Origin of the sequence: Polaribacter ponticola, from assembly GCF_026191475.2 — a bacterium.
Taxonomy (GTDB): Bacteria; Bacteroidota; Bacteroidia; order Flavobacteriales; family Flavobacteriaceae; genus Polaribacter; species Polaribacter ponticola.
Genome location: NZ_JAOSLC020000001.1, coordinates 18574 through 40929, shown reverse-complemented (window position 1 = coordinate 40929; position 22356 = coordinate 18574). Strand labels below are relative to the sequence as shown.

The following is a 22356-nucleotide window of genomic DNA, read 5'->3' as shown; positions in this document are numbered from 1 at the left end:
AGCGGGAACTGGACTTTATATCCTGCCCAATTACTCCTTACATCGCTGTTTTTCAATTAATTACAATTGGCTAATTTTATTATTTTTAGGTTTTTTGAGCCGAATATGAGACGTTTTAAAAACTACTTTCTCCTTTGTTATTAGAGGTTTGCGGCTTATCTATTTTTTTGAAACCTCATTTTTTAGCACTTTTTCAATATCTTTTGATAAATTCCCTTCTTTATTTTCGGTAAGTTTAAATGTGATTTTCATTATTCAAATAATTCAATAAATTCTTGTTCGCTTAAAACCTTTACTCCAAAATCTTTAGCTTGTTCCAGTTTTTTCCACCCTGCTCCTTCCCCAGCAATAATAAAATCAGTCTTTTTTGTTACATGAGTATCATTATCTCCTCCTACATCTTTAATCATTTGCGCTATAGTTTTACGCATTCCAAAGTTTTCAAACACACCTGTTACAACTACTTTTTTATTATAAAATAGATGCGACTTATCTTCAATATCAAGATTTGGTTTCTTTAAGTCAGTAGAGTATTTTTTAGTTACGCCTTGGGCAACTATCTCCCAACTAAAGCTGCTAACTTTCTTTTTTGTTCTTTCTGGACTATTTATTAAACCTTCTTCATACCAATAATCTAAAATATCATCTACACCAACATCATATTGTTTAATAAAATCATCCAATTTGTTTTTCCATTTCATTATTTTAATTTTTAAGTTTTTCTAAATCCATAGTAAAAATTACTTCAATACCTGTTTTAGTACAGGTTAAAACAACTTCTTTTTCTAAATATATATTTAAATCTTCTCCACGTAAAGCTTGCCATTGAGCTAAATAGTTTAATGCTCCATACTTAGATTTTAATTTTAATTGTTTATCAGAACCTCCTTTATAACTCAATGTAGGTAACTCTCCTCTTTTGGCTTTTTCTGCTAATTCTGGTTGCTTCATAGCTAAATTTCTACCAATCTCATAGTTTTTTATTAAACCTTTATCTTCTTGCATCCAAGTTTGATTCCAAGTAAGATTTTCTCTTTCTGGTGTAGTAAATTTCCAATTAATTTCACTCATTTTTTCAATTCAAATTAATAAGAAACGTGTTTATTATCTTTTTTTAAATTGTTATTAGATTCTAATAAACCAATAACTTTTTTACTTAAATCTCTATTTTCTTCAAGCACTTTTAAATACTTGTCCTTATAACTATTTTCGTAATTATGGGGTTCTTCCATTACTCTTTTTTCTTTTTCTTTTTCTTTTTTTCCTCACCAGTGATTAACCAATGTAAATTAACATCTGGAAAATTGGTATAAAATTTTACTATTGCATCAGAATTTAAAGAACGATTGATAGCATTTCCCTTAAAACTACCATCAGTCATTTCAATTATTTTATATAATTTTTCATAACTAACTCCTTGTTTTTTAGCAAATTGCCTTAACCTTTCCTTTATAGATGTATAATTTTTTACCATTTATTTTGTTTTATAGTATAATTTTATACTATATTTGCGTAACAATACCGTAACAAGGTAATTAATTTAATTAATAAAACAAATAGGGTTTTTCTATGATTACAGAAGGTGAAAATAAAGAGATTAGAGCTGTTTTAGACTTTAGATATACGCTAGATGTGCAAAAAAAGTTGATTGAAAAAGGCAAATTCAATAAAAACGGCAAACCTTACTCTAGGGTACAAATAAGAAATACAATGTCTGGTATTCCGCATGCAATTATAGAAGATGCAATTTGGGAGTTATATGCAGAAAAAAAGCAATTATAACAGCGCGAGAAAAACTCTTAACTGCTTAAAAATACGTTCAATGGTTTTATAAAAGTTTCCATTACCCTAAAAAACTTTTTCTTTTTCATAGCTGGAAACAGCTTTTTTCCACACTCTATTAATTTGGGGGAATTCTATTAGAGTGTGGTTTTAATAAAAATTAAATAAAGTGCAAAACAATATAAAAATAGTATTCACAAAAAAAGCCGATTGCTAGAACAATCGACTTTATAAACATTAATCACAAAATCTTAAACCTATGATTAACGCAGCAAATTTACAAAAACCCTTTAGAACTCACAAAAGAGTTGCAGGCACAATGCCGTTTGATTCTAATATAGAATTTATTGGCATACCATCTACACAAGAAGTTATTTGGTTTCAGTATGGCAACCAGCATTCATTTAATACAGTACCTAAAATTGTTTTAAAACAATTACAAACTAAATTTTTTAGCGACTCTCCTGCGGTTAGAGATTTAGCAAAAATAGATGCTACTCTAGAACGAAAGATAGAAATATATACCTACTTCTGTTTTGGTGATGCAGATTTTACTCCAGATGTTATAGATGGCATTTTACAACCATCAGAAAACTTTAGACACAGTGTAGATTGTATTTCTTTAAAATGGAAAACCAAAGACATAACAATAGGTAAAACAGTTTTAAATAGTAGAGACATAAAAATTACAGACTTAATATGGAATGGTTACCCAGATAAGTACATAGCCAATGTGTTAAACATTACTATGTCTACTTATGACTATCATAGAAGAAATCTTTACAGAAAAGCAGGGGTAACCAACAAAGCAGATTTTATTAATAAAGTAACTGAAGAACGCATAAACTAAAAACAATGGAAAAATCAACCAATCAAATACAAGCAGAATTAATAAGATACTATCAGCAAAAAGACGCTTTAACACCTCAAAAAGAATCTTACCTCCAGTTAAATAATGTTGAAGGATACAATATAACAATGTTGCATTATGAAGAAACCATTACAACCTTACGTAACCAACTCAAAAAAGAAATCCCTTTAGACTCCAAGAAATTGACACCAAAAGAGCAAATGACATCACAGTTAAAGGTGCAATTGAAATCGGAAAAGCAAGCAAAAAAGCTTGTTGATGAAATTTTTAGCAATCAGAAATTTATTTTCATAGAAAGCCAAAAACCAAAAACGGTTGGCGATTATTATAACAAATATTTAGCAAGAAACGATGCAAGAAGTTAACAAATATCTAAAAGTAAAATACACTTGTAAAGGCTGTAAAAAGGAGGTTACAAAGCGTTTAATTGTTACTGTAAAAAAGCCTTTAAACACTACTGATTTAAATTTTAGTGTACTTAATAATCCAGATAAACTAACCCATTGCAGCAAGTGTACAGAAAAGAGTTTTGATGTAGCATATTCATTTTATCACGTAGAAAAACTTATAACTAATGGTTAAAGAAATTAAAATAGAAGTAAATCCGAATTTAGCAAACGGTCAAATAGGAATTAAATGTACTGCAGATAAAAAACTAACGGTTGCAGATGCAATTAGGGTATTAGAATCTTTACACATGCAATATATAGAGCGTTTAAAAACGTATTGCCAAACAAATAAGATAGAGGAAACTGCAGAAATGGAAACTATAACAATTAATCATTTAACACCATGAGCAGAAAACCAAACTTAGTTAAGAATCTGCAAATTGTTAAGATTCATTTTACAATACCGAAAAAAGAAAAAAGGGTTTTGTTGCCAGATAAATTTTGTTTTGATAATTACCCAAAAAGAACACAAAAAGGTTTAAAAAACCTAAAGAAACTAGGTTATCATCTACAAATTATAATAGCATAATGAGATATACAAAAACATCAATAGAACGTGTACAAGAAGCAGATATTCATAAAACTATAGAAAATTTTGTTGCCTTAGAAAAAAGCGGTTCTGGTTACCAATGTTGTTCTCCTTTTACAAATGAAAAATCACCTTCTTTTAAAGTGAAACCAAGCGACCAAATGTTTAAATGCTTCTCTTCGGGTATTGGTGGCGATGGGATAAAATTTGTAATGCAGCATGAAAATGTAGAATTTATAGAAGCAATAGAAATTATTGCTAAAATTCATAATATATTTTTAGAAAAAGAAGAAGTAACTCCAGAAGTACAAAGGCAAATAGACCAAAAAAGCCTAATGTACTCACTTACTCAAAAAGTTGCCAGAAGTTATGCCAATGCTTACAAACAATTAGCACCAGATCATTGGGCAAAAGAAAATCTAAAAGAACGTCAATTTGATACTGACTGTATAATGGATTTTGAAATTGGTTATGCAGCAGCAGATAATAAACTTTCTAATTGGGTAATTGATAACGGAACTGTAAACACCGCTAAAGAATTAGGTTTATGTAAAACGGACAATAACCAAACTAGAGATTTTTTAGAAACCGAATTATTTTTCCTATTCATAATGAAAAAGGAAGTGTTATTGGTTTTGGTGGACGACAATCTAACGACCCAAATTTAAACAAGTCTTACAAATATTTAAACTCTACAAAGAGTTTAATTTATGATAAATCTGCCGTTTTATACGGTCTATTTCAAGCCAAACAAACAATTAGTAAAATAGGTTCGGCAATTTTAACAGAAGGTTATACAGACGTTATTGCAATGCATAAAAACGGATGTAAAAACACTGTTGCATCTTGCGGAACGGCTTTAACAGACAGACACGCACAACTCTTAAAAAAATATGCAGACGAAGTAGTTTTATTAAGAGACGGAGATGAAGCTGGTTTAAGAACTATGCTTAAAAAAGATGGCGATATAGATATTTGTTTAGCACATGGCTTAAAAGTATCTATTTGTTTGTTGCCAGATGGAGAAGATCCAGATACGTTTTCTAGAGCACAAGAAAATATGCAAGATTGGATAAACAGCAATAAGTTAGACGCTGTTTATTATAAAGTGTCTCAATACGATTTAATTAGAGATAGATACGAAGCAGATGTAACTGCTATGAAAGAATCGTATCAGCTTTTAATTGCAGACGAATTATCTAATAAAATTGATTTAAAACAATTAGAAAAAGACTTTACAGTTAATTTAGTTTCTTTAAAAGATTTAGATAAAGAAGCATTTGCTAAAGCTAAAGAAAGCAACAAAACTTTAGAAAGTGTATATAAAGATGAATTAAAAGAAGCAAAAGCAACTAATAAAGAAGTTGCCAAAAATATAGCCACTTTAAAAGCAGAACAAACCAAGGAATTAAAAGGAATTCAGAAAACGGACACTTATAAAAAGTCTTTTGCAGTAACAGATATTGCAAACACACTTTTTAAAATAAAGCACGAAATAAACCGTGCAGACTACGTTAAGCAAATTGCCAAAACGTTAAAAATTGCAACTACAGCGTTAAAAGCAGAAATAGGAAAGTTTGAAATTGCAGCTGCAGAAGAAGAAAAAGCAAAAGAAAAAGACGGAACACTTTATTCTACCAGAAACTTAAAATTACCAAAAGGTGGTAATATGGAAGAGTATTTAGAACACGGATTTTTAACTATTGGTAACCAATTTCATTTTCCTATTAACGGGCAATTTATAGAAGGTACAGATTGGAAGTTTGAGCCATTATTCCAAATAATGGGAGACAAAGAAAACAAACGTTTAGCCGAAATAACCAACACTGCCAATCAGAAAAAGATTATAGAATTCGATTCTGAAATACTATCAAGTTTTGGCGAGTTTAGAAGATTCCTTTTTAAATTAAACGGTTTCCTTTTTTATACGGATAACGGAATTAAAACTGAACATTTCGACAGATTTGTAAGAAGATATAACAGACAGTTTCAACCAGCATCAGAATTACTAACAATGGGTCAAAACCCTAAAAACTTCTATGCGTTTGCAAACGGAGTTTATTGGCAAGATAAATTTAGACCGGTTAATAAATTCGGAATAATGAATTTAAAAGGCATTGATACTTCAGACGGAGAATACAACGAGAAAATAGATAACTATTATTCTCCTGCCTTTTCTGTAATGCATAAAGACAACCAAGTTGGTGATGATAAGTATGAGAATGACAGATACTTTGTATATAAAGAATCTCCAATTACTTTAAACGATTGGATGGATAAAATGCAATTGGTTTTTGATGAAAAAGGCATCTTTGGAATCCTTTTTAATTTTGGAGCCTTATTTAGAGATTTATTTATAACACACTATTCTTCTTTTCCGTTATTAGGTGGTTTTGGAGAAACTGGTTCTGGTAAATCTGCCTTTGGCGAAATAATTCAGAACTTCTTTTATTACAGAATGGCAGGTGTAGATTTAACACAAGCAACATCTTCTGGACTTTCTAAAACGTTAACCAGGACCACAAATACAGTTGTTTTTTGTGATGAATTTCAAGACAAAACCATAAAACCAGATTTAGCCAATTTAGTAATGGGAGGTTGGAACGGAAACGGACGTGTAAAATCTAAAGACGTTGGAAGTACAAGAACAACTGTAGAAAAGATTATGACAGCCATTTATTATTGCGGTCAGTTTTTACCAACTTATATGGATGGTGGTTTAGCAAACAGAACTATGAGTCTGTATTTTCAGAAAACAGAAAAAAGAACATCAGAAGAGAAAGAAAACTTTACAGATTTATTAAATGTTACCAACGAAGGTATTAGCAGTTTAACATCAGAAATATTACAATACAGAGCTTATTTTTCTAAAAACCTACCAAGAACTTTTGCAGAAAGTGAACGTAGCTTAAAAGCATTATTAAAAGAAGAACAATATGATGACCGTGTGTTTAAAAACACCACAATGATACATACAACGTACATGATTTTAAAGGAAAAAATAAAGTTTCCTTTTACAGAAGAAACGTTAAACAAACTTTGTGCTAACTTAATTATTGAGAATTCAGAACAAATTAGAGATACTTCTGCCTTAACAGAATTCTGGAGTATTTTAACCTTCCTTTTTGAAAGCAATAAAATTAAGGACCACTTACATTTTAGAATAGACAAAAACACAGATTTTAAAGTTCAAGGAGAAAAACGCACACAATTTACTCACAAAAACGAAAATAACGATCAGATTTTATATTTAAGATTAAACGCTGTTTATCAATTATATAATAAAGAAGCAACCACAAGAGAAGGTGTAGACGTAATAGGTATTTCTACCATTAGAAACTACCTACACTCTACCAAAGAATTTATTGGTTTAATAAAAGGAAAACGATTTGGAAAAGCAGGGAGCCCAAGTTGTTATGCTATAAACTACACAGCTTTAAAATCAAAAGGTTTACTAAATTTAATTGAAGATAATTCGCTCTACGAAAAAGAAAAAGGAGAAGCAGTTGCTGCAGAACCACAATTAGCTGCACAATCAGCAAATAAACCACAAGGAGAAGAACCAGACGATTTACCTTTTTAAAAACTGAATATTATGCCAACATTAACAGCAATGCAACCACGTCCATATATTTTTCCACGAGCAATAGCTAAAGTGGAATTAGTTCAGGCGCTACCAGAAGATTTACAAGTGTATGATCCAGTATGGGGGAAATACATTTTAAGAATCGGTTTAATTTATTGGCATCGCTCTGAAGTTTCTGGAAAACTAGAAGGCACACCGTTTGTTATTACAAAAGACACAGATGTAACAGAATTAAAGAATATGTTAGATAGACAAATGATATGGATTTCTAAAAATGCTTTTAATTAAAGTAAAAATATAACGGTTTTGTATAAAAATTGAAGCCGTAAATAGGTAGTAAGATTGAATTAAAAAATAATATTAATAAACGAGCATAAGCCACTAATAAGACACTACAACAGGCTTTTGTTTTTATACTTTGTTGTAGTGCGTTTTTAAATTATGATAGAAGTTATTGAGATAAGTTTTAAAGAAATGGAAACTCTAATTTTATTACCTAACCAATTTAAAAATATGCTACAAGCCTCACAAGATTACGGGTTTTCATTATTAGGAGGATGGAAATGTAGAAGAAAGAAAATAAAAATAGAAGACTTCCCTAAAAATGAATGGTGTTGTTAACGGTTTTGTATAAAAATTGAAGCCGTAAATAGGTAGTAAGATTGAATTAAAAAATAATATTAATAAACGAGCATAAGCCACTAATAAGACACTACAACAGGCTTTTGTTTTTATACTTTGTTGTAGTGCGTTTTTAAATTATGATAGAAGTTATTGAGATAAGTTTTAAAGAAATGGAAACTCTAATTTTATTACCTAACCAATTTAAAAATATGCTACAAGCCTCACAAGATTACGGGTTTTCATTATTAGGAGGATGGAAATGTAGAAGAAAGAAAATAAAAATAGAAGACTTCCCTAAAAATGAATGGTGTTGTTAATGCACTACAACGTAACGCAGATAAGCATAGTTTTTTAATGATTAAACAATAAATAAAGTAAATTATATTATGAGTAATAAAGCAAAAATACAAGGAATCTTAATGAACTGTAGCCAAAAAAGTGTAATTGGTTGGAGTGTAGAAGAAAGTGATTTTGAAGCAGTAGCCGAAGAAATAATTAAAAAATTAGGTTTATGTGATGTTGTGGTTAGTGATGCCGACATATACTTAGCTTCGTCTGAGGATAATGTTGATTTGTTAGACAGTAGGGGATTTAGACAAGGCGCAAAATGGTGTAGGAGGCAATATTAACTACAACGTTAAATCTATGAATAGTAGCGATTAGATAAGCACAGAATTAAGGATAAAAACAAAACAATATAAACCAACACTAAATAAGCGATAAACTCGCTATTATTTATAGATAGTGTTATAAGCAGTTTTTTTATGATATACATAACTTACAGAAATTCAAATTTTGACGACAGTAGAACAGTACATAATGTATGGTCTGTAAAATGTGATAACGTTGAAGAAAAGTATATTGAATTTATGCACGAAAAGGCAAAAGAAATTAACGTAATAATAAACCCTCATTGGCTTAATATTATGAATTGGCAAGACCATAATAATCATTTAAGCATTGGTGAGTATGGAAACAAAGAAAAGCAATGGAACAAGATTAAAAGACAATGGAACATAGATAAGTTCATTTCTGAAATATTGAAAGGATATAAAGAATATTATCGAAATGTTATACGGTTCTGAAATTGCTTATAACGTGTTGTATAAATAACGTTGCGTTTAGAAAAACAAAAATTAACGATTATAAATAAAGTAAATTAATATTAACAGACCTTTGAAATAAGCCAAAATAGCAATGTTTTTTATACAGTGTTACCCACTTTTTAAAAAGCCGTGCGTGAGGTACGAGGGCAAATACATACAGATTATGATAACAACAGAACAATTTTATGTTAATTACGAATTTTCAGATGAAAAAGTAAATGATATCGGAGAATTAACAGAAGATAGAGTAATTGAATTATTAAATGCTTTTTATGAATTTAAAATAAAAGAAGAAAATGTTTTAGTAATTAAAAAATTTGAATGCGAAAAACAAGGTTCGATGCGAGTTCCTCCTTGTATAGACCAATGTAATTATTGTAAAATGGCTAACGATTATTAAGCAGTAAGAGTGATTCGGCTTTTTACATTGTGGGTAACGTTACACATATATGAAACGTAGCCTTAATAAACCGAAACTTTGAATTAAAAACAACATTAATAATTAAACATTTTTAAGCGATGGCAAAAACAAATAGTTACTCTTATAAAGTAAAAGACGGAAGAATGCACGGAATATTTAATATCTATCAAGATAGAAAAGGTGCTTTAAGAATTGTAATGGGAAATAGTCATACTGAATTAACTTTCCAGCAAATAGTTGATTTAGGAATTAATGTTCATGCCTTAATTGACTTTGAGTACAATGATTTTATGAATTTCTATAACCAAAAAGCGGTGGCAGAAAATGTTTAATTATGAGCAAACAGACACGAACAATCGAATTAAGCACAAGCCTAAAAGCTATGTTTTATATATGGTGTTGTAGTGTCGTTTGCCAACTAAAGCATTTGAGTGAGTTTCCATAAAGGCAAATGCACTACAACGTTTCATTTATAAGATTAGTGGCGTAAATGAAGCGGTAACACAGTAAATAAGCTACTAATAAACAATTAAAAACAGAATATTAATAAAAAACAGAAAGCTAGCCATTAATTTTATAAGGTGTTAGGGCAAGTACGGTAATTAAACTAAAATATATTTAAAATGAAAAATAGAAAAATAGAATTTAGAGCTTTCTCTAAAAATAAGATGTATTATTTACCCGTAATTAACGGGGAAAACAAGAATTGGTTACAAATTGATAAAACAGGAGTTAGTGTTGGCACTGAAAATGGATTAATTCTTGATTTTCAACTTATGCAATTTACAGGTTCTTTTGATAAGAATGGAAAAAAAATATTTGAGGGTGATATTTTAAAGGAGGTTAATTTTGGATATACATATGAGGTTATTTACAAAGATAATTCTTTTGTATGTAATTCAGATATTGGTATTTCTCCTCTGTTTGAAACAGAAAATTTTGAGGTCGTAGGGAATATTTTTGAAAACGCACTTACTTAGTATTTGCCCTAACGGATAGTAATATGAAAAGTTGCTGATTTAGCACAAAAATTAATAAACAAACAAAAATAAAAAACGATTAAATTATGACAGTAAAAGAATTAAAAGCGGAATTAAATAAATACCCTGAAAATATGGATGTATTTATAGCTGAAAGAAAAACAGATTATACTTTTGGATTATTAAATAGTGTTACTAAACGAGAGGTTACTTTTAGCGAAGACCCAGATTATGTAACCGAATTAAATGCAAAAGACGATGTTTTGATTTTAGACGAAGAGTAGTTTTTTAGTTGCTTCGGAATAAGTAATAAACTTAATTAAAATGAACTGACCCCAAGCAATTTTTTATATTACGTGTTAAGTACTGGTTGCCTAACACGTAATGCTTGGTTTTTGAAATGGCAACTTGTACTTAACGGATTACGGCTATGAGTAGTGCCGATAAACTACTTTAATTTAATAAATAAGCACTTATGAAAGATGTTATTTGGAGAAATGGAACTAATTGGGATAGCTTAATTAATTCTAAAAAAGACCAAGAACTATGGAATGACCTTAGTTGGTAAGACTTAACTAAGGCATTACTTATAGCCTTTGTTATTGTTAGTGTTTGGCTTGATTTACTTAGGTGAACTTTACAAAAGTTACGGTATTACTGCTAATTAGCACACGCTCTATGACTTTTGAGCCAAATATTAACTCTAACGGTTAGCTATATGGCACGTAATTTAAAAAATAGCGGTTGATTATGCATCGTAGCAAGGGTTGCTTTTCGCAACTGTTGCGGCAACTTTAATTATTAACTTTACAAAAAACAACATAATGGAAATACAAGATTTTAAAGATAAGTTAGACAATAGAGATTTTTGGGGTGTAAATTCTAAAGAGGTTTTTGATGTTGCTCATAAATGGGCAGAAGAATCAAACAATGCTTCATTAAATAACTGCAAATGGTCTTGGGATTGTGGTTTGAAGTTAGATTATGATGGGGATATTTGTTCTATAAGTTCAAGATTTTACCCACCACATAAATCTTCTGCTGAATATGGTTTATATAGCGGAACATTATCTGTTTATGTTTTTGAAACAGAGGTTTTTGAGAAAAAGTTTGAGGAAAAAACATTAGATAGCTTAAAAACGACTGTCGAGTATTATGTTTCTGGATTAGAGGATAAACTAAAAGCTAATTTAATAGCAATGTTTAAAGAGGCTTAAAACTAAGTTAGTAAAGCGGTAGGCGGACAAAAGGCAATGTGCTACTTTTCGTAGCTCTTTGACTTAGCGTTGGAAAAGAGCGCAAAGGCTTTTTGAATTATGGGCTATATAGCGTGTTGTGGTGTCGTTTGCCATACACGTACAGCTTGGTTTTTAAAAAGGCAAATGCACTACAACGAATAGTAATAAGAACTTTAATTAATACGGAATATGGAACACAAAATTAAAATATTAGAAAAATACGCAAGTGAACACCTTAAAGGTATAAAGCCTTGGGAATTGCGAAAAAACGATAGAAACTATAAAGTTGGAGATACAATTGAATTTGAAATAGTGGACGAAGCAGGGAAAAGGAACGGAATTAAATATCTCAGGCTAATCACAAATATACTACACGGTGGTGTTTACGGATTAGAAGAAGGATTTTGTATTATGACGATAACAGAGTATTGATTATTGTTTTTATTACGTGTTGTGCGTCCGTTTTAATGGCGACACAACGTTACACATATATGAAACGTAGCCTTAATAAACCGAAACTTTGAATTAAAAACAACATTAATAATTAAACATTTTTAAGCGATGGCAAAAACAAATAGTTACTCTTATAAAGTAAAAGACGGAAGAATGCACGGAATATTTAATATCTATCAAGATAGAAAAGGTGCTTTAAGAATTGTAATGGGAAATAGTCATACTGAATTAACTTTCCAGCAAATAGTTGATTTAGGAATTAATGTTCATGCCTTAATTGACTTTGAGTACAATGATTTTATGAATTTCTATAACCAAAAAGCGGTGGCAGAAAATGTTTAATTATGAGCAAACAGACACGAACAATCGAATTAAGCACAAGCCTAAAAGCTATGTTTTATATATGGTGTTGTAGTGTCGTTTGCCAACTAAAGCATTTGAGTGAGTTTCCATAAAGGCAAATGCACTACAACACCCTCATATCCGCAACTTTTAATAATTAAACAAAATAAAACTATGAAAAATTACATTTTAGAATTCGAAAATTATCTAATAGTAAAGGGTTTGTCTCAAAATACAATAAAACAATACAAACCAATAATTGGTAAATTCTTACTAAAGCATCCAGAACCTTTAACAGCAACAAATGCTGAAATAATATCATTTCTAATTAAAAGAGGTCAAGCAAGAACGGTGCAACAAAGTCATGGAGCTTTAAACCATTTCTTTTTAGGTGTGTTAGATTCTCATGCTATTTCAAAAGTTCCGCAACCAACTGCTAGTGAATTTGTACCAGATATATTATCTGAAATTGAAGTACATCAAGTAATTTCTACCATTACAAATTTAAAACATGAAGCAATTATTCAACTAATTTATAGTTGTGCCTTAAGAATTGGAGAATGTATCAATTTAAAAGTTACAGATATTGACAAAATTAAAAACCGAATTAAAATTAAAAACGGTAAAGGAGGTAAAGACGCTTACATTCCTATTCCAGAAGCTACTAAAAACTTGTTAAGAGTTTATTATAAAAAATACAGACCCGAAGTTTATTTATTTGAAGGACAAAACTCACCAAAATACACTACTTCTAGTATTCGGCAAATTTTAAAGCGAGCAATCAAAAAAGCTAATATTACAAAAAACATTAGAGTGCACGATTTACGACATTCGAGAGCAACTCACTGGTTAGAGAATGGAATGGATATTAAATTTATTCAAAAAATACTCCGTCATAAAAAGCCAGAAACAACTGATCGCTATTTACACCTCACAACACTTTCTCTCGAGAACGCGATGTTTTCTGCAGATAAAAATATTCAACTAAAATTCAAAAAACCTGCAACTAGTCAATTTTTGAATGCAGGATAACTTTCCACTCACATTTCTTACACCTTTAAAAACCGCTTTTTCTGCGGTTTTTTACATTTCTTTTATGTTCAACTAATTCAACTCACATTCTTTTGACAGACAGTGGTATTCTGGCGTTGTTGAACGGTTGAATTTTAAACTCAAAAACCTACCAATTAGTCTTATTTCAAAAACAAAAAAAATATACTTATAAAATCAACAAAACCCACAACCCTAGTAGTAAAAATCATTTAATCACAAAAAACGTAAGAATTAAAGGTCAACCGTTCAACATTTCCAACACTATAAACATTATCTATACTAACTATTTATTAATTAAGTACTTACACTATATTTTAAAACCTTATTTCGTGGATAATTACGCAGTGATTTGTTGAACGTGTTTTTCTTATCACTGCGCTTTTTTAGTTTGTTCAACAAGTCACTGCATTTTAAAATAAATCAAAAACAATTTAAATGCTTGATAATTAGTATTTTGAGGTGTTTGTTGGAAATGTTGAACGAGAATCCAACAAAATAAAATAGAATTGGAAATCAGTCCTATTTTAATATTTGGAATGCAATTATGTTTGTATCAACGTAAAAATTTAAAATATGGCATCTAAAAAAAATATTACTGTTTTTAAAAGAGTAACTAAAACTGTAAAAGGAAAATCAGAAAACCAATTAGTAGCAGTAAAAACTGATGGAACAGAAAAAGCATCTAAAGAAGCTATTGAAAAATTGGCAAACGAAGGTGTAATTTACTTTGAATTAGTAGATTCAATAAAAGGGATTAAAATCAAATACAGTAAGCTATTATCTGGCAAAAATTATGAAATAAAACAGGAGAAAATTTAAAGAAATATAGTATATTAATCCTTTAAATTACTGTAAAAAATGATTACTCTAGAAATACCAATTAAACCTTATTTAAAGAAATACCTAACCAAAAAATATGGCGAAGTCCATCACGTTAAAAAAACCTCTTTACTTGGCGGAATTATTATTGATATTCTAGACAAACAATACAGAAAACAAAGTATTGATGTAGATAGAAAATCTTGTTATAAAGTTTCTGTTCCTGCAACTATAGTTAAAGAAGTTGGTTTTGATATTTCTTTTTTGAAATTAAAAAAGTTAGCCGAAAAAATTTACACCATTTTTTACAATGATCTTGAGACCTATATAAAACTATCGATTGAAAATGATTTAAAGTTTCATAATGAAAAACACGACTCAATCAATAAACAAAACCGTTTAAAAGCAATCTCTCAATTTTTAGATTTTTATGATATTACTGAAGAAGAATTGAAATTAGATAGCGTGTATAGAACCATTGATAGACGTTTAAAATCGGACAAATAGTGTATTTTGAAATTTAAGAACCTGCCTAAAACACTTATAAATACTGCATTTATTTAGTAGGACAGTTTTCAGAAATCTTTTTTTGTCCTAAAATGATATAAAATGAATACCATAAAAACAGAGAATTTAGAGCAAACAGGAGGTTTTTTTAATGCTCAAATTGTAGCTATTGATGAACTAACTTCTTGTCCATCTATTTTAACCAATAACAATGCAAAAGATATTGTTATCACTCCTTCCACTACTTATTTAGATATTTTACCTGTAGCAGAAAACATAAAAATTACTGAAAAATCTACGAAAACAAAATCTGGAACTCTTTACACTATTAATGGCGAATTTGAAATACCTGTACAATCATCTGAATTAGATGCTTACTTTAATAATTACTTGTATAAAAAAGTAGTTTTAATAGGTATTAAACATTATGGCCAACAAAAAATATACGGCTCTAAAAAATTTCCTTTAAATTTTTCTTACCAGTTTATTAATGGTAAAAAACTAGAAGATGGTAGTAAAATAATAGTAAAATTATCTGGTAAAATACCACAAAAACCAGTATTTATAAACGATTAAATTAAATTTCCGTAATAAAAACGTAACAAATTAAAAAAAGTTTTGTAGGTTTGCAGTGTCACATTGTATAATTAAGTAATCATAAATGCTTTTTAACAAAATTTTTATTAATCATAGCCCAAGTAAGCCAATTGAAAAATTGGATTCTTCAATATTTATATTGCTGTACTTTGTGACAAACTTACTTGGGTCTTTTAAAAACAATGTATTATGTCACAAAGTACAGATGCAACAGCAGTTGCGCCAACAAACAGTTTAATTTGTTTAACAGAAAGCAAGGTAGAAGCTACCAAAAGTATTTTACAATTTGCCATACAGCTTTATGAAGAACAATTTACAGAGCAATTATTTTTAACAAAAGACTATGATGCTTATATGGCATTGTCTAAAAAATGTACTCCAAAAACATTTTTTTATTAGGTTTAACAGATAGGTTAAATGCCAAAAAAACCGTTTTTATAGTTTTAGCATAAAACATTGGTTGGTAAAAAGTAAAACACCAGAAAAATTAGCCACTTTACATACCCTACATTCTATATTAGATTTAAACGCTAAAGAAAGTTTGGTAGCTTTTAAAGACACAGCATTTGCTAAAGATTACCAAACTTTTAAAGAAGATGCTAAAGTAGTTTTTACAGAGCTTATTAATTTTGTTACTAACGCTAAAACCTTGTAATTATGAAAAGCACAAATATAAAAGATACTATTATAGATGCGTTTACTGTAGTTGGCGATAATTTAAAAAAACACCAACACGCATTACAACGTTTGCACGATACTAATTTGTGGTTAAAAGAAAATGAAACCCACGCTTGTATAGATAATAAAGAGTTAATTACAGATGTTTTAAACACATTTATACATTTGGGGTTTATGGTTCAGAACCAAGAAAAAGAAATAACAACATTTACAGAAAGTTGTTTAACAGATTAATTTTAAACTTTTTAACGCTAAAAACCACTCATTAATTTGGGTGGTTTTTTCTGTCCTATTTTAAAGTTTTAGATTAAAATATGTTTGTAATGTGCAAAAAGCATATTACAGATGAATTTAAATAATTTACATTCTTTAATTACCGGGCGTTGGTTTATTGATAAAGCTTACAGTCAGTCTTTACTGCCTTCTTTATATTCCATTTTAAATGGAAAACTTACTTTTTCAGCACCAGACAAACCAACTCTAGAAGCATTTATTTTTAGCGCCAATAAATCTTTAGTTTCTGCATCAAGTTTTGATAATGAAACCAATAAAGATAATTATGTTCTAGTAGTTTCTTTAAAAAATCCAATTTATAAGTATAATCAAGAATGTGGTCCAAGAGGAACAAAATCTAAACAACAGATAATGTATCGCTATGAATCTGATCCTAATTGTAAAGGAATTGTTTTAGATATAGATAGTGGTGGCGGACAAGTTTCTGGTACACCAGAATTTCACGATTTTATTAAAAACTATTCTAAACCAGTTGTAGCATATACAGATGGAATGATGTGTAGTGCAGCTTATTATATTGGTAGTGCTGCAAAACATATTGTTGCCAACAAACGTGCTGATGCTATTGGTAGTATTGGTACAATGATACATTTTGTAGATATGACTGGTTACTATGAGAAAAAAGGAGCTAAAGTAATTACAGAATATGCAACAAAATCTACTAATAAAAATAAAGACTTTCAAGATTTATTAGATGGTAATCCAGAAGGTTATATAAAAAACCAATTAGACCCTATAACAGAAACATTTCATGCTGATATGAATTCTGCTAGACCTAATTTAAATGGTGAAGTTTTATCTGGAGGAACTTACAACGCTGAAGTTTCCTTAAACAACGGTTTAATTGATGAAATAGGAACTTTACAAACTGCAATTGATAAGGTTTTTTCTTTAGCGAAATCAAACAAAAATAATACTCAATTAAATAATTCTAAAAAAAATCCAATGAGCAAATTAAATGTGCCTTTGATTGAAGCTGTTATAGGTGCTTCTTTTTCAGAAGGCGAAACCGAAAACGGTATCTTCTTAACGGAAGAACAAGCAACTGCACTTGAAAATAGATTATCAGAAAATGATACTGCTATTGCAACTGCGGAAACAGAAGCTACTACTTCTTCTGAAAGAATAACTGAATTAGAAGCTACAAATACAACTGTAACTACTGCTATTCAAAATGCATTAGCAACTGCTGAAGTAGAAGGATCTGCTACAATGAGTAATGAAGAAGGTATTACAGCCTTAAGCAATTTAGTAGCAGAATATGGTGGTAAAGATGGTGCTGTAGCAACACAACCATTAAACAAAACAGATAATGACAATACAGAGACTACAGTAGTTAGTGGTGTTGACATTTCTCAAGCAATGAATAATTAATCTTAAAACCTTAAAAGATGTCAATAGTAAAAACAGATATAGTTGCAGATTTTGGCGCTCACTATATACCAGAAGGACAAAACGAAAAACGTTTACTTTCTGCATTACGCCAAAAATCGGTAACTGTAGGTTATGCTAAACCTTTAATTTATGATGGCGATGTATATCGTTTTTCTAATGTGGTTTTAGGAGAAATTGTACAGCAATTTCAAAAACAATTTACTCCAAAAGGAGATGTTGAGTTTAAGCCAAACAGCATTACTTTAAGAAATCTTAAAATAGATTTAGCTTTATATCCAGATGATGTAAAAGCTTCTTGGTTAGGCTTTCTAGAAAATGTTAATGAACAAGATAGAGCTAAATGGCCTATAGTTCGTTTTATGATTGAGAACGAAGTGATTCCTCAATTAAAGCAAGATTTAGAACTTAAAGGTTACTTTAAAGGTGCTTATGTAGCACCAACTTCTGGAACAGCAGGTACTACAGCTGCATCTATAGATGGTGTTAAAAAGTTGTTGGATGCAGGTGTTGCTGATAGCTCTATGCAATCTGTTGCTTTATCTGCTTCAGTTACGGCTGCAAATGCTTTTGATATGGTAGAAGAATTTGTAGATAATATTGATCCATTACTAGACAGCGTTAAAAAACGTGTGTATATGGATGAAAGAATTTTACGTTGGTATCATAGAGACAAAAGAAATACACACGGAACAGATGTAAACTACAAAGAAGGAAAACCTACTGTAGATTTTACAAATGTAGAGTTGGTTGGTTTGCCATCTATGGCAGGAGAAAAATACTTTTGGATGTCTCCAGTTGACAACTTCTTATACATTAGAAGAGTTAACGGAATGAAAAAGCCAAAAGTAGAAGAGCATTTAAGACAAGTTTTCTTAATGTCTGATTGGTGGGAAGGTTTAGGCTTTGGACACAATGAGTTGGTTTATGTAGCAACTTGGGTATAATCTTTAAAACGTAAACAATGAACAAAGAACAATTAATAGCACGTGCGCAGGAACTTCAAATAGAAGTTCCTGACGGTGCTACAAATGCACAAATAAGCGATTTAATTAAAATTGCTGAACATCCTATTTTAACCAAAGATTTAGCAACAGCTAAAGAAGAAGTTAAAGGGCAAAAAGAACTTACAGATAAAGCTACTTTAGCTTTATCTGAAGGTACTACAGAGTTGCAAAAAGCTAATGAACTAATTGCAAAATTAGAAGAAAAGCTAGCAGAAGCAACAGCAACTCCAGAAGTAAAAAAAGGAGAAATCTATAAAAACGAAGAAGGAGAATTTGAATTTACTGTTTCCAGTTTCAGATTTAAAGGAGAAAAGCATACTGCTGAAGAAGCAATTGTAAATGAAGATTTAATGGAATCTTTAATTCAAGCTAATTTTATTCACTTAAAAAAACACTAAACCATGAGTATTAAAGTAGAAAATATTGGAGAACCAGGTTGTGAAGTATCAGGTGGTTTTTCTCACACAGAAGTGTATGTAGCACTTTTATCAACTTTTGCAGCTCTTACAGAGCCTAAAGATTTATGTGGCACAGGTGCTGCAACAACTTTAGAAGAGTTGGTTACTATTACAACTGCACACACATTTAATACTGGTTATGGCTTTACTAAAATGAGAGCTATACAAGAAAGTGTTGGATTAGAAACAACTCAAATTGGTGATCCTAATAAATCGCCAATGCAAGAGAATAAATTAACTGTACAACTTTTAGGTTCTAAACCAGAATTATTAGGATTTAAAAGACAGTTTAAAGGTCAAGATATTGTGGTGTTAGCTCCAGAATTTGGAAGTGGTAATTTAAGACAGATTGGATCTGCTAAATTTGCTGGTAAAATTTCTGAATCTAGCAGTAAAATAGAAGCTACTGTAGATGGCGAAAATACAACTACATTAGTTTTTATGGATAAACAAAAATATGATGCACCAATTTATAGTGTAACTGGAGGTGGTATAACACTACAGCCAGCATAATTTTTCATTAGTTGATTAGTTTGTTATAATTAGGAAAACCACTCTTTTAAACAGAGTGGTTTTTTTGTCCTATTTTAAAGGTTTGACAATTGCCATCTTTGAAACTCAATAGAAATAATTCTATAAATATTAATCTAAAACCATTTTAAAAATGAAAAAAGTAATTTTATTATTGTTGATGTTCTCCTTTATTGGAGTGAGCGCAACGCCCAAAGAATTGGATGTTAAAAAAGAAACTCCAATCAGTATTGTTAAAAGTTTAGATACTGATGTATCTGTAGTAAAAGCTTTCACTGATAATTTATTATCTTTGAGTATGAATACTCAAGAAAATAACATCTTTCCTGTAAAGCTAAATAGAGAATTTGATTTAGACGCTTCTTTTAAAAGTTATCAATCTGATTTTATAGATTCGGTTACAAAAAATATTGTAAAGCAGAAACAAGCATTAATTATTGATAAAATTAAAGAGCATATTCCAGGTTTTAATATAGATACAGAATCCAAACGAAATCCGAAACGAATAGAAAGGGTTTTGCAAAGCAATTCTGAAACCTATTTTTTAAATAAAGGTTCCTCAAAAATTAGGCTGATTACATTTGTTAGAAATATTCCAAAAATTACTGATACATCTACCAATTTTAATATATCCGTCACGGAATCTTATTATTAAAAGTCAATTTCAATATATATTAAAAGACACTCAATTGAGTGTCTTTTTTTTGTCCTATTCTAAAATGCTGACAATTGCCACTTTTACACTATGAAAGTAAACGAGTGGTTCTCTAATGGTTCTGATTATAATGCAGGTGTTTTACTATACGCTTCATTAAAAGGGCGTAGCCCTAATTTAGTACGCTTATTCTTAAGAAAAGAAAGTCCTTCTAATTTTGAAAAGCTAACCTATGAGCTTGGTAAGTTTAGAGAAAAAGTCACTATAGCAAAACCTCTTATTGTGAAAAATGAAAAAAAACCACAACAAGTAAACCTACAGGTTGATTTTTCTAAAGTAAACCATCAACAAAAAACCAATAACCAAAAACCAACCTCTTTCTATTTTTACAGATTAAATGAATTGCATGTTGATTTACACCCTTTATCACAACAACAACGTGCTAATTTTCAAAAAGCAATCTCTCTAAAGCTACAATTAAATCAATTACATCCATCAGAAGAAGGTGCAGCACTTTCTTTATGTATTGAAATAGAAGACTTGTTTGATGCTATAGAAACTGCTCAAAAAGTTTTAAAGCACTATGTAGAACATAAAGTAGTGTTAAATATTGCTCCAAGAAACTACAGTTCTTTAACTGCTGCACAATTAATTCAATCAAGAAATAATAAGCGAATTTCTGTATCTAAATACAAAAAAAGGTTGAAAATTTTGAAAAAGATTTAGGACAAAATTTGTCCAAATCTGAAACCACTAAACAAGCAATTGCTTTAGAAAAAGCAAAAAGTAAATTACTAGAACACGAGATAGATTTACAACAATTAAATGAATTGATAAATACACCAAAGAATGATTAAGATAGAAAATTTAGGAACTGAATTTGACGAAGTTACAGCCGGTTTCCATCACGAAGAAATATATGTTGGTTTGGTAGATGAAATGCTAAACATTACAGAACCAATAGAAATTAAAAAGCTAAAACCAGATAGTGTAATTGATGATTTAATTGTGATTAAAAACAATCATACTTTTATAGATGGCGTAAATTTTACCAAAGTAAAAGCAATACAAGAAAGTGTTTCTTTAGAAACTACTCAAATTGGTACTGCTACTAAATCTCCATTACAAGAAAATAAATTAACTGTACAACTTTTAGGTTCTAAAGCAGATTTATTAGGTTTTAAACGTTGGCTTAAAGGAAAAGATTTAATTGTATTAGCCCCAGAGTTTGGCAGCAATTTTAAAAGACAATTTGGTTCTAAAAAGCAACCTTGTAAGTTAATAGAAGCCAGCAGTAAAATAGAACCAACCAAAGATGGAGAAAATGTAACAACTCTGGTTTTTGGGGATTCTCAAAAATATGATGCTCCTTATTATTTAGGAGATTTAAGCGGTGTTGTAGAATATTTTAAAACAGATTATGAAACCATAACATCTGATAGGGATGATGTTAGTTGTGATATAGATTAGATTATTTTTTATATATTTGCTGTGCGACATTGTATAATTAAGTAATTAAAAAATGCTTTTAAACACAAAATTTATTAATCAAATCCCAAGTAAGGCAATAGAAATATTGCAGACTTCAATTTTTAATTGCTGTACTTTGTCGCAGACTTACTTGGGTATTTATAAAACATTTTATTATGCGACAAAGTACAGAACAAACCCAAGACGAAGAACCAATTGAAAGAAAATTAGCTTGGTGGTTAGATAGTTTTGAAGGACACGTAAACTACATTAAAGATAGCCAACAACTATTACACGATTGTATTACAGAAATTAACGATCAATGTTTTAATGAGCCACAAAAAAAGCCTGTGCCACATTTTTGAACAATGCATTATCACTTTCTTTTTTGGTAAAAAATTATCCAGAAGAAATAAAGAAATTTGTAAAGTATCATACACATTTTAATAGTTAAATTTACTTATGAAAGATTATTATACTTTTTTCACAAAAGAGTGGGAATCCAATATAAGTA

Annotated in this window: 39 protein-coding genes; 35 read left to right on the top strand and 4 right to left on the bottom strand. The window is 29.8% G+C overall.

Annotated elements, in window-relative coordinates:
* Positions 1–251 precede the first annotated feature (251 nt).
* Genes N5A56_RS00295 through N5A56_RS00280 form a run of 4 tightly spaced genes read right to left on the bottom strand, consistent with a single transcriptional unit; the run spans position 252 to position 1474 of the window.
* Entirely contained in the window at positions 252–701 is a 450-nt protein-coding gene (locus N5A56_RS00295; RefSeq protein ID WP_265726175.1) for a BRCT domain-containing protein, read from the bottom strand.
* 4 nt (positions 702–705) lie between these two features.
* On the bottom strand, positions 706–1071 hold the full coding sequence (locus N5A56_RS00290; RefSeq protein WP_265726174.1) for a hypothetical protein: 366 nt from the start codon (positions 1069–1071) through the stop codon (positions 706–708).
* A 14-nt stretch (positions 1072–1085) separates the two neighbouring features.
* Positions 1086–1232 (bottom strand): hypothetical protein, encoded by a 147-nt coding sequence (locus N5A56_RS00285; protein ID WP_265726173.1) that lies wholly within the window; start codon positions 1230–1232, stop codon positions 1086–1088.
* A complete protein-coding gene (locus N5A56_RS00280; RefSeq protein ID WP_265726172.1) occupies positions 1232–1474 on the bottom strand; it encodes a hypothetical protein in 243 nt (80 codons plus the stop codon). Before N5A56_RS00280 ends, N5A56_RS00285 begins: the two co-directional genes overlap by 1 nt.
* A gap of 95 nt (positions 1475–1569) precedes the next feature.
* Here N5A56_RS00280 and N5A56_RS00275 point away from each other — a divergent pair, with 95 nt between their 5' ends.
* The 35 genes from N5A56_RS00275 to N5A56_RS00105 all read left to right on the top strand — a co-directional run bounded on the left by N5A56_RS00275 (position 1570) and on the right by N5A56_RS00105 (position 22207).
* Positions 1570–1782 carry a hypothetical protein gene (locus N5A56_RS00275; RefSeq protein WP_265726948.1) on the top strand — a complete coding sequence of 71 codons (213 nt, stop codon included), beginning with the start codon at positions 1570–1572 and terminating at the stop codon, positions 1780–1782.
* A 259-nt stretch (positions 1783–2041) separates the two neighbouring features.
* Positions 2042–2632, top strand: a complete 591-nt coding sequence (locus N5A56_RS00270; protein ID WP_265726170.1) for a helix-turn-helix transcriptional regulator — start codon at positions 2042–2044, stop codon at positions 2630–2632.
* Between the two features lie 5 nt (positions 2633–2637).
* The gene (locus N5A56_RS00265) at positions 2638–3018 is read left to right on the top strand and encodes a hypothetical protein (protein WP_265726169.1); all 381 of its coding nucleotides are present in this window, start codon (positions 2638–2640) and stop codon (positions 3016–3018) included.
* Positions 3005–3235: a hypothetical protein gene (locus N5A56_RS00260; protein WP_265726168.1), complete on the top strand. Its 231-nt coding sequence runs from the start codon at positions 3005–3007 to the stop codon at positions 3233–3235. Before N5A56_RS00265 ends, N5A56_RS00260 begins: the two co-directional genes overlap by 14 nt.
* Positions 3228–3449 carry a hypothetical protein gene (locus N5A56_RS00255; protein ID WP_265726167.1) on the top strand — a complete coding sequence of 74 codons (222 nt, stop codon included), beginning with the start codon at positions 3228–3230 and terminating at the stop codon, positions 3447–3449. Before N5A56_RS00260 ends, N5A56_RS00255 begins: the two co-directional genes overlap by 8 nt.
* Positions 3450–3630: 181 nt before the next feature.
* Positions 3631–4299, top strand: a complete 669-nt coding sequence (locus N5A56_RS00250) for a CHC2 zinc finger domain-containing protein (RefSeq protein WP_265726166.1) — start codon at positions 3631–3633, stop codon at positions 4297–4299.
* Positions 4224–7214: a toprim domain-containing protein gene (locus N5A56_RS00245; protein ID WP_337994731.1), complete on the top strand. Its 2991-nt coding sequence runs from the start codon at positions 4224–4226 to the stop codon at positions 7212–7214. Before N5A56_RS00250 ends, N5A56_RS00245 begins: the two co-directional genes overlap by 76 nt.
* Before the next feature lie 12 nt (positions 7215–7226).
* Positions 7227–7505 (top strand): hypothetical protein, encoded by a 279-nt coding sequence (locus N5A56_RS00240; protein WP_265726164.1) that lies wholly within the window; start codon positions 7227–7229, stop codon positions 7503–7505.
* 153 nt (positions 7506–7658) lie between these two features.
* Positions 7659–7838, top strand: a complete 180-nt coding sequence (locus N5A56_RS00235; RefSeq protein WP_265726944.1) for a hypothetical protein — start codon at positions 7659–7661, stop codon at positions 7836–7838.
* A 140-nt stretch (positions 7839–7978) separates the two neighbouring features.
* A complete protein-coding gene (locus N5A56_RS00230; RefSeq protein ID WP_265726944.1) occupies positions 7979–8158 on the top strand; it encodes a hypothetical protein in 180 nt (59 codons plus the stop codon).
* A 69-nt stretch (positions 8159–8227) separates the two neighbouring features.
* On the top strand, positions 8228–8470 hold the full coding sequence (locus N5A56_RS00225; RefSeq protein ID WP_265726942.1) for a hypothetical protein: 243 nt from the start codon (positions 8228–8230) through the stop codon (positions 8468–8470).
* Positions 8471–8605: 135 nt separating this feature from the next.
* A complete protein-coding gene (locus N5A56_RS00220; RefSeq protein WP_265726941.1) occupies positions 8606–8926 on the top strand; it encodes a hypothetical protein in 321 nt (106 codons plus the stop codon).
* A 184-nt stretch (positions 8927–9110) separates the two neighbouring features.
* On the top strand, positions 9111–9347 hold the full coding sequence (locus N5A56_RS00215; protein WP_265726940.1) for a hypothetical protein: 237 nt from the start codon (positions 9111–9113) through the stop codon (positions 9345–9347).
* 119 nt (positions 9348–9466) lie between these two features.
* The gene (locus N5A56_RS00210; protein ID WP_265726161.1) at positions 9467–9700 is read left to right on the top strand and encodes a hypothetical protein; all 234 of its coding nucleotides are present in this window, start codon (positions 9467–9469) and stop codon (positions 9698–9700) included.
* A 291-nt stretch (positions 9701–9991) separates the two neighbouring features.
* Complete coding sequence (locus tag N5A56_RS00205; RefSeq protein ID WP_265726985.1) at positions 9992–10348, top strand: YopX family protein; 357 nt, start codon at positions 9992–9994, stop codon at positions 10346–10348.
* Positions 10349–10434: 86 nt separating this feature from the next.
* The gene (locus N5A56_RS00200; protein ID WP_274270112.1) at positions 10435–10632 is read left to right on the top strand and encodes a hypothetical protein; all 198 of its coding nucleotides are present in this window, start codon (positions 10435–10437) and stop codon (positions 10630–10632) included.
* A 540-nt stretch (positions 10633–11172) separates the two neighbouring features.
* Positions 11173–11565 carry a hypothetical protein gene (locus N5A56_RS00195; RefSeq protein WP_265726983.1) on the top strand — a complete coding sequence of 131 codons (393 nt, stop codon included), beginning with the start codon at positions 11173–11175 and terminating at the stop codon, positions 11563–11565.
* Positions 11566–11775: 210 nt separating this feature from the next.
* The gene (locus N5A56_RS00190) at positions 11776–12018 is read left to right on the top strand and encodes a DUF3850 domain-containing protein (protein ID WP_265726982.1); all 243 of its coding nucleotides are present in this window, start codon (positions 11776–11778) and stop codon (positions 12016–12018) included.
* 129 nt (positions 12019–12147) lie between these two features.
* Complete coding sequence (locus N5A56_RS00185; RefSeq protein WP_265726161.1) at positions 12148–12381, top strand: hypothetical protein; 234 nt, start codon at positions 12148–12150, stop codon at positions 12379–12381.
* A gap of 174 nt (positions 12382–12555) precedes the next feature.
* A complete protein-coding gene (locus N5A56_RS00180; protein ID WP_265726981.1) occupies positions 12556–13413 on the top strand; it encodes a tyrosine-type recombinase/integrase in 858 nt (285 codons plus the stop codon).
* Between the two features lie 594 nt (positions 13414–14007).
* Positions 14008–14253, top strand: a complete 246-nt coding sequence (locus tag N5A56_RS00175) for a hypothetical protein (RefSeq protein WP_265726980.1) — start codon at positions 14008–14010, stop codon at positions 14251–14253.
* Positions 14254–14292: 39 nt separating this feature from the next.
* The gene (locus N5A56_RS00170; protein WP_265726979.1) at positions 14293–14760 is read left to right on the top strand and encodes a hypothetical protein; all 468 of its coding nucleotides are present in this window, start codon (positions 14293–14295) and stop codon (positions 14758–14760) included.
* Between the two features lie 102 nt (positions 14761–14862).
* The gene (locus N5A56_RS00165) at positions 14863–15336 is read left to right on the top strand and encodes a hypothetical protein (RefSeq protein ID WP_265726978.1); all 474 of its coding nucleotides are present in this window, start codon (positions 14863–14865) and stop codon (positions 15334–15336) included.
* A gap of 210 nt (positions 15337–15546) precedes the next feature.
* Positions 15547–15756: a hypothetical protein gene (locus N5A56_RS00160; protein WP_274270111.1), complete on the top strand. Its 210-nt coding sequence runs from the start codon at positions 15547–15549 to the stop codon at positions 15754–15756.
* 61 nt (positions 15757–15817) lie between these two features.
* The gene (locus N5A56_RS00155) at positions 15818–16012 is read left to right on the top strand and encodes a hypothetical protein (RefSeq protein WP_274270110.1); all 195 of its coding nucleotides are present in this window, start codon (positions 15818–15820) and stop codon (positions 16010–16012) included.
* A 2-nt stretch (positions 16013–16014) separates the two neighbouring features.
* Positions 16015–16269 carry a hypothetical protein gene (locus N5A56_RS00150; RefSeq protein WP_265726976.1) on the top strand — a complete coding sequence of 85 codons (255 nt, stop codon included), beginning with the start codon at positions 16015–16017 and terminating at the stop codon, positions 16267–16269.
* A gap of 111 nt (positions 16270–16380) precedes the next feature.
* Positions 16381–17703, top strand: coding sequence for a S49 family peptidase (locus N5A56_RS00145; RefSeq protein ID WP_265726975.1), 1323 nt, complete (start codon positions 16381–16383; stop codon positions 17701–17703).
* 17 nt (positions 17704–17720) lie between these two features.
* Positions 17721–18668: a hypothetical protein gene (locus N5A56_RS00140; protein ID WP_265726974.1), complete on the top strand. Its 948-nt coding sequence runs from the start codon at positions 17721–17723 to the stop codon at positions 18666–18668.
* Positions 18669–18685: 17 nt separating this feature from the next.
* Positions 18686–19126 (top strand): hypothetical protein, encoded by a 441-nt coding sequence (locus tag N5A56_RS00135; protein WP_265726973.1) that lies wholly within the window; start codon positions 18686–18688, stop codon positions 19124–19126.
* Between the two features lie 3 nt (positions 19127–19129).
* Positions 19130–19699 (top strand): hypothetical protein, encoded by a 570-nt coding sequence (locus N5A56_RS00130; RefSeq protein WP_265726972.1) that lies wholly within the window; start codon positions 19130–19132, stop codon positions 19697–19699.
* A gap of 151 nt (positions 19700–19850) precedes the next feature.
* Positions 19851–20372 (top strand): hypothetical protein, encoded by a 522-nt coding sequence (locus N5A56_RS00125; protein WP_265726971.1) that lies wholly within the window; start codon positions 19851–19853, stop codon positions 20370–20372.
* Positions 20373–20462: 90 nt separating this feature from the next.
* On the top strand, positions 20463–21098 hold the full coding sequence (locus tag N5A56_RS00120) for a hypothetical protein (RefSeq protein WP_274270109.1): 636 nt from the start codon (positions 20463–20465) through the stop codon (positions 21096–21098).
* Positions 21099–21106: 8 nt separating this feature from the next.
* A complete protein-coding gene (locus N5A56_RS00115; RefSeq protein WP_274270108.1) occupies positions 21107–21229 on the top strand; it encodes a hypothetical protein in 123 nt (40 codons plus the stop codon).
* The gene (locus N5A56_RS00110) at positions 21222–21842 is read left to right on the top strand and encodes a hypothetical protein (RefSeq protein WP_265726969.1); all 621 of its coding nucleotides are present in this window, start codon (positions 21222–21224) and stop codon (positions 21840–21842) included. Before N5A56_RS00115 ends, N5A56_RS00110 begins: the two co-directional genes overlap by 8 nt.
* Positions 21843–22018: 176 nt before the next feature.
* Entirely contained in the window at positions 22019–22207 is a 189-nt protein-coding gene (locus N5A56_RS00105) for a hypothetical protein (RefSeq protein WP_274270107.1), read from the top strand.
* Positions 22208–22356: the final 149 nt, after the last annotated feature.

What these genes read in the sequence shown, in the direction of transcription:
- N5A56_RS00180 (WP_265726981.1), top strand. Translation starts at nt 12,556, where the DNA reads ATGAAAAATTACATTTTAGAATTCGAAAATTATCTAATAGTAAAGGGT.
- N5A56_RS00250 (WP_265726166.1), top strand. Translation starts at nt 3,631, where the DNA reads ATGAGATATACAAAAACATCAATAGAACGTGTACAAGAAGCAGATATT.
- N5A56_RS00110 (WP_265726969.1), top strand. Translation starts at nt 21,222, where the DNA reads ATGATTAAGATAGAAAATTTAGGAACTGAATTTGACGAAGTTACAGCC.
- N5A56_RS00265 (WP_265726169.1), top strand. Translation starts at nt 2,638, where the DNA reads ATGGAAAAATCAACCAATCAAATACAAGCAGAATTAATAAGATACTAT.
- N5A56_RS00195 (WP_265726983.1), top strand. Translation starts at nt 11,173, where the DNA reads ATGGAAATACAAGATTTTAAAGATAAGTTAGACAATAGAGATTTTTGG.
- N5A56_RS00270 (WP_265726170.1), top strand. Translation starts at nt 2,042, where the DNA reads ATGATTAACGCAGCAAATTTACAAAAACCCTTTAGAACTCACAAAAGA.
- N5A56_RS00120 (WP_274270109.1), top strand. Translation starts at nt 20,463, where the DNA reads ATGAAAGTAAACGAGTGGTTCTCTAATGGTTCTGATTATAATGCAGGT.
- N5A56_RS00220 (WP_265726941.1), top strand. Translation starts at nt 8,606, where the DNA reads ATGATATACATAACTTACAGAAATTCAAATTTTGACGACAGTAGAACA.
- N5A56_RS00295 (WP_265726175.1), bottom strand. Translation starts at nt 701, where the DNA reads ATGAAATGGAAAAACAAATTGGATGATTTTATTAAACAATATGATGTT.
- N5A56_RS00240 (WP_265726164.1), top strand. Translation starts at nt 7,227, where the DNA reads ATGCCAACATTAACAGCAATGCAACCACGTCCATATATTTTTCCACGA.
- N5A56_RS00225 (WP_265726942.1), top strand. Translation starts at nt 8,228, where the DNA reads ATGAGTAATAAAGCAAAAATACAAGGAATCTTAATGAACTGTAGCCAA.
- N5A56_RS00230 (WP_265726944.1), top strand. Translation starts at nt 7,979, where the DNA reads ATGATAGAAGTTATTGAGATAAGTTTTAAAGAAATGGAAACTCTAATT.
- N5A56_RS00235 (WP_265726944.1), top strand. Translation starts at nt 7,659, where the DNA reads ATGATAGAAGTTATTGAGATAAGTTTTAAAGAAATGGAAACTCTAATT.
- N5A56_RS00200 (WP_274270112.1), top strand. Translation starts at nt 10,435, where the DNA reads ATGACAGTAAAAGAATTAAAAGCGGAATTAAATAAATACCCTGAAAAT.
- N5A56_RS00170 (WP_265726979.1), top strand. Translation starts at nt 14,293, where the DNA reads ATGATTACTCTAGAAATACCAATTAAACCTTATTTAAAGAAATACCTA.
- N5A56_RS00135 (WP_265726973.1), top strand. Translation starts at nt 18,686, where the DNA reads ATGAACAAAGAACAATTAATAGCACGTGCGCAGGAACTTCAAATAGAA.
- N5A56_RS00275 (WP_265726948.1), top strand. Translation starts at nt 1,570, where the DNA reads ATGATTACAGAAGGTGAAAATAAAGAGATTAGAGCTGTTTTAGACTTT.
- N5A56_RS00150 (WP_265726976.1), top strand. Translation starts at nt 16,015, where the DNA reads ATGAAAAGCACAAATATAAAAGATACTATTATAGATGCGTTTACTGTA.
- N5A56_RS00205 (WP_265726985.1), top strand. Translation starts at nt 9,992, where the DNA reads ATGAAAAATAGAAAAATAGAATTTAGAGCTTTCTCTAAAAATAAGATG.
- N5A56_RS00185 (WP_265726161.1), top strand. Translation starts at nt 12,148, where the DNA reads ATGGCAAAAACAAATAGTTACTCTTATAAAGTAAAAGACGGAAGAATG.
- N5A56_RS00280 (WP_265726172.1), bottom strand. Translation starts at nt 1,474, where the DNA reads ATGGTAAAAAATTATACATCTATAAAGGAAAGGTTAAGGCAATTTGCT.
- N5A56_RS00160 (WP_274270111.1), top strand. Translation starts at nt 15,547, where the DNA reads ATGTCACAAAGTACAGATGCAACAGCAGTTGCGCCAACAAACAGTTTA.
- N5A56_RS00190 (WP_265726982.1), top strand. Translation starts at nt 11,776, where the DNA reads ATGGAACACAAAATTAAAATATTAGAAAAATACGCAAGTGAACACCTT.
- N5A56_RS00125 (WP_265726971.1), top strand. Translation starts at nt 19,851, where the DNA reads ATGAAAAAAGTAATTTTATTATTGTTGATGTTCTCCTTTATTGGAGTG.
- N5A56_RS00175 (WP_265726980.1), top strand. Translation starts at nt 14,008, where the DNA reads ATGGCATCTAAAAAAAATATTACTGTTTTTAAAAGAGTAACTAAAACT.
- N5A56_RS00285 (WP_265726173.1), bottom strand. Translation starts at nt 1,232, where the DNA reads ATGGAAGAACCCCATAATTACGAAAATAGTTATAAGGACAAGTATTTA.
- N5A56_RS00130 (WP_265726972.1), top strand. Translation starts at nt 19,130, where the DNA reads ATGAGTATTAAAGTAGAAAATATTGGAGAACCAGGTTGTGAAGTATCA.
- N5A56_RS00165 (WP_265726978.1), top strand. Translation starts at nt 14,863, where the DNA reads ATGAATACCATAAAAACAGAGAATTTAGAGCAAACAGGAGGTTTTTTT.
- N5A56_RS00210 (WP_265726161.1), top strand. Translation starts at nt 9,467, where the DNA reads ATGGCAAAAACAAATAGTTACTCTTATAAAGTAAAAGACGGAAGAATG.
- N5A56_RS00105 (WP_274270107.1), top strand. Translation starts at nt 22,019, where the DNA reads ATGCGACAAAGTACAGAACAAACCCAAGACGAAGAACCAATTGAAAGA.
- N5A56_RS00255 (WP_265726167.1), top strand. Translation starts at nt 3,228, where the DNA reads ATGGTTAAAGAAATTAAAATAGAAGTAAATCCGAATTTAGCAAACGGT.
- N5A56_RS00215 (WP_265726940.1), top strand. Translation starts at nt 9,111, where the DNA reads ATGATAACAACAGAACAATTTTATGTTAATTACGAATTTTCAGATGAA.
- N5A56_RS00140 (WP_265726974.1), top strand. Translation starts at nt 17,721, where the DNA reads ATGTCAATAGTAAAAACAGATATAGTTGCAGATTTTGGCGCTCACTAT.
- N5A56_RS00290 (WP_265726174.1), bottom strand. Translation starts at nt 1,071, where the DNA reads ATGAGTGAAATTAATTGGAAATTTACTACACCAGAAAGAGAAAATCTT.
- N5A56_RS00145 (WP_265726975.1), top strand. Translation starts at nt 16,381, where the DNA reads ATGAATTTAAATAATTTACATTCTTTAATTACCGGGCGTTGGTTTATT.
- N5A56_RS00260 (WP_265726168.1), top strand. Translation starts at nt 3,005, where the DNA reads ATGCAAGAAGTTAACAAATATCTAAAAGTAAAATACACTTGTAAAGGC.